The organism is Mediterraneibacter sp. (assembly GCF_030825015.1).
Taxonomy (GTDB): Bacteria; Bacillota; Clostridia; order Lachnospirales; family Lachnospiraceae; genus Mediterraneibacter.
On the sequence record NZ_JAPJQP010000036.1, the window covers coordinates 1 to 4,384 of the forward strand.

Below are 4,384 nucleotides of genomic sequence, written 5' to 3' on the forward strand. Positions count from 1 at the left end.
TCCTCAGACCGACGAAACTGCCGGCGTCTTTCACAGAAAGAATTTCTGTGAGTGGGGTTATCATAACACAGCTATGAATTTCTGACAATGACATTTTTTTACATTTTAAAAAGTATTAATTTTCAAAATGAGAAAAACAATGTGAAAATTGTGTTAAGAAAATGCAAAGATATTGTTGTTTTTTGACGCTGATAATGGTATCGTAAATATGCAGGGCTGCATGTTTTGCGGTGCTGCATAAATTATGTGAAAAAAGTGAATGAGAAAACTCTTATAATTACGGAGGAAAGAGCAAAATTATGAATTATGCATCTATTATCATCCCGTTTGTAGGCGGACTGGGAATGTTTATCTACGGAATGCAGATTATGGCACAAGGTCTGGAGAATGCTGCAGGCAGCAGGATGAAGACGTTATTGGAAGCGCTGACAAAAAATAAACTTTTCGGAGTGCTGCTCGGTGCGTTTATTACGGCGGTGATTCAAAGTTCATCGGCGACTACAGTTATGGTTGTCGGATTTGTGAATGCGGGAATTATGAATCTTTCTCAGGCAATGGGCGTTATCATGGGAGCGAATATCGGGACAACAGTAACAGGCTGGCTTGTTTCCAGTGTGGAATGGGCAAAGTTTTTAAGTCCGGCAAATCTAGCTCCGATCGCGATCATTATCGGTGTGATCATTATGCTCACCGGGAAGAGACGTTCCTCAAAAGATATTTCAAGTATTATTGTAGGGTTCGGTATTCTTTTTGTCGGAATTACAACGATGTCCTCTGCGGTAGCTCCGCTTCAGGAATCCGAAGCGTTCTGCAGTATTTTTGTGAAGCTTGGACATAATCCGATTCTTGGAATCTTAGCAGGTGCGCTGGTAACGGCAATTATTCAAAGTTCTTCCGCATCTGTAGGTATTTTGCAAAGTCTTGCTGCGGCAGGACTGGTACCGTTTAACGCGGCGGTATATATTATCATGGGACAGAATATCGGAACATGTGTGACGGCGATCATGTCAAGCATCGGAGCGAAGAAAACGGCGAAGACAGCAGCGATCATGCATCTTCTGTTTAATATTATCGGAACGATTATATTCAGTATTGCGGCCATTTTCTTCTTCAAAGTGATGAACCCGGGAATGGGTGCGGGCATGATCACGCAGACAGAGATCAGTACGGTTCATACAATCTTTAATGTCGGAACGACATTGCTGCTCTTCCCTGTGTCTGACTGGATCATTAAGCTTGCAAGAAAGATTCAGAAAGAGGAAGATGAGGCAGTGGATGAAAGCGGTGTCCTTCTTGATGAAAGGATGTTGGAAACTCCGAGTATTGCTTTGCAGTCAGTAGTAAGCGAGGTGTGCCGGATGGGAAATGTTGTAAAAGGAACGATGGATAAGACTCGTCAGGTTCTGTTTACTCAAGATCAGGAAACGATCAATGAGATCCGGGAAGAAGAGAGTATTGCGGACCGACTTTGCAAAGGAATTACCGATTATCTTATCCGCATCAGCTCACTGGCGATCAATGAAAAAGAACATCAGCATGTGGCAAGTCTTCTTCAGATTGTTTCAGACATTGAGCGGATCAGTGATTATTGTGAAAATATTTCAGAGTATGCAGAAAGTCTTGAGAATCAGAAGAAGCAGTTTTCGGGTATCGGTTCTGCGGAAATGAAAGAAATGCTGGAAGTGTGCGCTGATAGTTTCTCTTACGCAGTACAGGCGTTTGAGGAGAACAGCACAGAGAAAGCAATGCAGGTTATTGAGAAAGAAAGACGGGCAGACGAACTGGAGATCCGTCTGAGAGCAGATCATATGCAGCGCCTTGCAAATAAACAGTGCAATACAGAAGCTGGAATTGTATTTTTGGATGCGCTTGTCGGACTGGAAAGAATTTCCGATCATTCAAGAAATATTGCAGAAGAGGTGCTGGCGGCAGCAAAATAAAACAGAATACAGAATCATTTCGTTACTTCTCTTTCTTGTCCGGCTGTATGGCAGTGATAAAAACTGCCGTACAGCCGGATTGTTTTTTGAGGAAAATATGAAAAATGAGAAGGTAAAAACGATATGGAAAAAGAAGGGAATACTCCCTTAAATAACAAAAAAGATAAAAAAATGAGCAAATAAAATAAAAAAATCGCATTTAATTACTTGACATTTTATGTGGAACGGTGTTACTATAATCCACAAATTTTTTGTGTATAGACTTAAAAGCTACGCAGTCATCAAAGGAGGATGTGAAACAATGTGTGGAATTGTAGGATTCATCGGAGAACAGCCGGCAGCGCCGATCTTGCTGGAAGGACTTTCGAAATTGGAATACAGAGGATATGACTCCGCCGGGATCGCAGTGAGAAACGAGAAGACCGATAAGATCGCGGTGGTCAAGGCAAAAGGACGGCTGAAGATCCTTGCAGAGAAGACGGACAACGGCAAAAGTGTGCGCGGTACATGCGGAATCGGACATACACGTTGGGCAACCCATGGCGAGCCGTCCGAGAACAATGCACATCCTCACTGTACGGATGATAAATCCGTTGTTCTTGTGCATAACGGTATTATCGAAAATTATCAGGAATTAAAAGGGAAACTTCTAAAAGCAGGATATACATTTTATTCGCAGACAGATACGGAGATTGCGGTAAAACTTGTGGATTATTATTATAAAAAAACAGGAACGCCTCTTGAAGCGCTTACAAGAGCGATGCTGCGTATGAGGGGTTCCTATGCCTTTGGCGTAATGTTCCGTGATTATCCGGGAAAGTTGTTCGCAGCAAGAAAAGACAGTCCGCTGATCATAGGAAAGAGTAAGAAAGGCTGTCTGATCGCGTCAGACGTTCCGGCGATTTTGGATCGCACAAGAAACGTATACTATATCGGCAATCTCGAAGTGGCGGAAATGACTTCGGATGAAGTGCATTTTTATAATATTGATCGAGAAGAGATCCAAAAAGAAATGGTTGAGATCAAATGGGATGCCGAATCGGCTGAAAAAGGTGGATATGAGCATTTTATGTTAAAAGAGATCCATGAACAGCCAAAAGCAGTTCAAGATACTCTCGGCGCTTATGTAAAAGAAGGGACGGTTGATTTTTCAGAAGCAGGTCTGACAGATGAAGAATTGAAGAATCTTGAACGGATTTATATTGTGGCATGCGGATCGGCATATCATGTCGGAGTTGTCGGGAAGTATGTACTGGAAGATCTGGCGGGGATTCCGGTGGAAGTAGATCTTGCGTCCGAATTCCGCTATAGGAATCCGATCCTTGTACCGAATTCTATCGTTGTTATTGTATCTCAGTCAGGGGAGACGGCAGACAGCCTTGCGGCGCTTCGGCTTGCAAAGGAAAAAGGGATTCCGGTTATGGGGATTGTGAATGTGGTCGGTTCAAGTATTGCGAGAGAAAGCGATCATGTGTTGTATACTTATGCAGGACCGGAGATCTCTGTCGCCACGACAAAAGCATACAGTACACAGCTGATCGCAATGTATCTTCTTGCGGTGCAGACTGCAAAAGTAAAAGGCAGAATTGATGAGAAGCGATATGGCGCATTGATCAAAGAAATGGAAAGCCTCCCTGAAAAAATTCAAAAAACACTTGATGACAAAGAAAGAATTCAATGGTTTGCAAGCAAATACGCCAATGCAAAAGATGTGTTTTTCATCGGGCGCGGTATTGATTACGCGATCAGTCTGGAAGGCAGTCTTAAGATGAAAGAGATCAGCTATATTCATTCGGAAGCTTACGCCGCAGGGGAATTGAAACACGGAACGATCAGTCTGATTGAAGAAGGTATTTTGGTAGTAGGTGTGTTGACGCAGAATGATCTGTTTGAAAAGACATTGAGCAATATGGTCGAAGTAAAGAGCAGGGGAGCGTATTTGATGGGATTGACAACTTATGGGAACTACAGCATCGAAGATACGGCGGATTTCTCTGTTTATGTACCGAAGACGGAAACTTATTTTGCGACAAGTCTCGCAATCGTACCGCTTCAGCTTATGGGGTATTATGTCAGCGTAGCGAAAGGATTGGACGTAGATAAGCCGCGTAATCTGGCAAAATCTGTCACAGTGGAATAATAAGAAACAATAAAAATAGAAACTCCTGTTAGAAAGAGTTTCCATTTCTGACAATAGTTTCTATTTTTAATACGATTTTTTGTGATATACAATAGAAAATATATACAGTTTGTATTTAAAAATATACATTTTGAAGAATTGACAATGTACCTGTTATAGACTATTATAAAAGCCGTATAGCGAAACAGCAGTTTGTTTACAATTACAGGGGGCGTGTGGACTTGACAAATATGAATTTAAAGCACATACTTTTGACAGACAGACAGACAGACAGACAGACAGACAGACAGACAGACAGACAGAC

Annotated in this window: 2 protein-coding genes; both read left to right on the forward strand. The window is 42.1% G+C overall.

The genetic code is table 11. The features are described from left to right. Positions 1-299: 299 nt before the first annotated feature. Complete coding sequence (locus tag RCH61_RS09670) at positions 300-1,940, forward strand: Na/Pi cotransporter family protein (RefSeq protein ID WP_306480592.1); 1,641 nt, start codon at positions 300-302, stop codon at positions 1,938-1,940. 301 nt (positions 1,941-2,241) lie between these two features. After that, complete coding sequence (glmS, locus tag RCH61_RS09675) at positions 2,242-4,080, forward strand: glutamine--fructose-6-phosphate transaminase (isomerizing) (protein ID WP_306480593.1); 1,839 nt, start codon at positions 2,242-2,244, stop codon at positions 4,078-4,080. Positions 4,081-4,384: the final 304 nt, after the last annotated feature.